This window comes from Amycolatopsis sp. ATCC 39116 (assembly GCF_000231075.2).
In the GTDB taxonomy this organism is placed as follows: domain Bacteria; phylum Actinomycetota; class Actinomycetes; order Mycobacteriales; family Pseudonocardiaceae; genus Amycolatopsis_E; species Amycolatopsis_E tucumanensis.
In genome coordinates, this window is sequence record NZ_AFWY03000112.1 from 1 (window position 1) to 2,802 (window position 2,802).

Sequence of the window (2,802 nt, forward strand, 5' to 3'; positions counted from 1 at the left end):
CGCCGGCACCGCGAAGGCGGCCGCGGACGCGTGGGCGCTGGCCGGCGCGCTGACCGACGCCGACGGCGACGTCCCCGCCGCCCTGCGCAAGTGGGAGCCGGCACAGCTGGAGCTGAGCGCCCGGCTGCTCGACCGCGTCAAGGCGATGGGCGCGCGCTCCCAGTTCCACAACACCTGGACACCCGGGGACCCGGACCTGCGATTCGGCCTCTACGGGCCCGGCCACTGAAACGAGGAGAAGACCATGTCCGACACCAGTTTCCTGTCCGACCTGCCGCTGGCGGGCACCCTCGTCGCGAGTGGTTTCGACGGCTGGAGCCCGCAGCTGCGCGCCGAGTTCGAGGCCCACGCCCACGACGGCGAGGTCGGCTCGCGCCTGCTGAGCGAGAACGAGCGCGTCCGGGTCTGGGAGATCCGCCTGGCGCCCGGCGAGCGCTGGCACGCCCACCGGCACGTGCTGGACTACTTCTGGACCGCGGTCAACGCCGGGCGCAGCCGCCAGCACACCAGCGACGGCACCACCCGTGAAGTGTCCTATGTGGCCGGTGAGACGCGGCACTTCACGTTCGGCCCCGGCGAGTACCTGTTGCACGACATCGAGAACATCGGCGACAGCGAGCTGGTGTTCACCACGGTCGAGCACCTGGACAGCGCCAACGCGCCGCTGCCGCTGGGAGAGCGGCGGTGATCGGGCCGATCGCGGACGGGCCGGTCGACGTCCACGCGCACTGGCTGCCCGCCGAGCTGTTCGGCCTCCCGCCGGGCGCCCCGTACGGGCCGCTGCGGGACTCCGGCGGCGAGCTGCACCTCGGCGAGGTGCCGTTGTCCATCCCCACGCGGGCCATGAGCGACGTGCCGGCGATCCTCGCCGACACCGCCGCGGCCGGGCTCGGCGTGCGGGTGCTGTCGGCCCCGCCGTTCGCCTTCCCCGTCGCCGGCCCGGCCGCCGAGTACGTGGACGCGTTCAACACCGCGCTCGCCGAGGTCGTGGCGTCCGCTGGTGGTGCGCTCGCCGGGCTGGGCCTGGTCTCCCTGGACGACGAGGCGGTGGCGACCGAGCAGCTGAAGCGGCTGGCGGCGCAGCCGGGAATCGCGGGGGTGGCGATCCCGCCGCTGCTCGGCGGCGAGTCGCTGGACCGCGGCGTGCTGCGGCACGTGCTCGGCGAATCCGCCCGGCTCGGCCTGTCGGTGCTGGTGCACCCGATGCAGCTGCCGCGCCCGGAGTGGCGGGACCACTACCTGGCCAACCTGCTCGGCAACCCGGTCGAAACCGCCACGGCGGTCGGCGCGCTGCTGCTCGGCGGGGTGCTCGACCAGCTGCCGGACTTGCGGATCTGCTTCGTGCACGGCGGCGGGTGCACGCCCGGGGTGCTGGGCCGGTGGGACCACGGCTGGCGCACCCGGGCCGACGTCCGCCGCGACTCGTCGCGCCCGCCGGGCGAAGCGGTGCGGGCACTGTGGTTCGACACGGTCACCCACGACCCGGAGCTGCTGCGCCTGCTGACGGCGCGGGTGGGCGAGCACGCGGTCGTGTGCGGCAGCGACCACCCGTTCGACATGGCGCAGCCGGACCCGGTCGGGTTCGCCACCGCGGCCGGCCTGGACGTCGCGACCCTGGCCGCGAACGCGCGGGCGTTCCTCGGGGCGGGCTCGTGAGCAGGCTGTTCACCCCGCTGACGCTGCGGGAGCTGACGGTGCCGAACCGCGTGTGGCTGTCCCCGATGTGCCAGTACAGCGCCGGGGCGGACGGGGTGCCGGGCGACTGGCACCTGGTCCACCTCGGCGCCCGCGCGGCAGGCGGGTTCGGGATGCTGATCACCGAGTCCACCGCGGTGTCCCCGGAGGCGCGGATCAGCGCGCGGGACACCGGTCTGTGGTCGGACGCGCAGGTCGCGGGCTGGCGGCGGATCACCGGGTTCGCGCACGCGCAGGGCACGCCGATCGCGGTGCAGCTGGGCCACGCGGGGCGCAAGGCGTCGGCGTTCGCGCCCGGCGAGGGGCGCGGCACGGTGCCGGCGGGCGAGGGCGGCTGGACACCGCTCGCGCCGTCGCCGCTCGCCTACCGCGGCTTCGCTTCCCCGGTGGAGGCGACGGAATCCGACCTGGCCCGGATCGTGGCGGACTTCGCCGCCGCGGCCCGGCGAGCGGTCGACGCGGGGTTCGACGCGGTCGAGATCCACGCCGGCCACGGGTACCTGCTGCACCAGTTCCTGTCGCCGCGGGCGAACCAGCGCACCGACCGCTACGGCGGCGCGTTCGGCAACCGGGTGCGGCTGCTGCTGGAGGTAGTCGACGCGGTGCGCGCTGCGTGGCCCGCGGAGCGCCCCTTGCTGGTGCGGTTGTCGGCGACGGACTGGGTCGAGGGCGGCTGGACCGCCGCGGAGACCGCGGACCTGGCGCCGCTGCTGCACGACCGCGGGTTGGACCTGATCGACGTGACCACCGGCGGGCTCGACCCCGACCAGCGGATCCGGGTCGGACCGGGGTACCAGGTCCCGTTCGCCGAGCAGGTCCGCGCCCGGACGGCGCTGCCGGTGGGCGCGGTCGGCCTGATCACCGAGCCGGAGCAGGCGGAGGCGATCCTGGCCGCGAAGTCCGCGGACGTGGTGCTGCTGGCGCGGGAGGCCCTGCGGAACCCGGCGTGGCCCCTGCACGCCGCGGAAACCCTGGACCCCGGCTCGGCGCGGGAGAAGTACCCGTGGCAGTACCTGCGCGCCGCACCCGCCGAGGGCGCGCCAGCCCGGCGGGACTGACCTGGCCCCAGCCCGCGCGAACCTCGCGCGGGCTGGGGGCGGCGGCCGC

3 protein-coding genes and 1 pseudogene are annotated in these 2,802 nt (G+C 75.7%); all 4 read left to right on the plus strand.

Annotated elements, in window-relative coordinates; genetic code table 11:
- Positions 1–229: pseudogene (locus tag AMY39116_RS44460) on the plus strand (monooxygenase); the annotation flags it as partial.
- A 15-nt stretch (positions 230–244) separates the two neighbouring features.
- On the plus strand, positions 245–688 hold the full coding sequence (locus AMY39116_RS0341665) for a hypothetical protein (protein ID WP_020423520.1): 444 nt from the start codon (positions 245–247) through the stop codon (positions 686–688).
- Positions 685–1,656 (plus strand): amidohydrolase family protein, encoded by a 972-nt coding sequence (locus tag AMY39116_RS0341670; protein WP_020423521.1) that lies wholly within the window; start codon positions 685–687, stop codon positions 1,654–1,656. The genes AMY39116_RS0341665 and AMY39116_RS0341670 overlap by 4 nt, the downstream gene beginning before the upstream one ends.
- Positions 1,653–2,753 (plus strand): NADH:flavin oxidoreductase/NADH oxidase, encoded by a 1,101-nt coding sequence (locus AMY39116_RS44465; RefSeq protein WP_020423522.1) that lies wholly within the window; start codon positions 1,653–1,655, stop codon positions 2,751–2,753. Before AMY39116_RS0341670 ends, AMY39116_RS44465 begins: the two co-directional genes overlap by 4 nt.
- The last annotated feature ends 49 nt before the right edge of the window (positions 2,754–2,802 follow it).

Excerpts from the sequence above, each read along its gene's own strand:
- AMY39116_RS0341665 (WP_020423520.1), top strand. The coding sequence starts at position 245 with ATGTCCGACACCAGTTTCCTGTCCGACCTGCCGCTGGCGGGCACCCTC.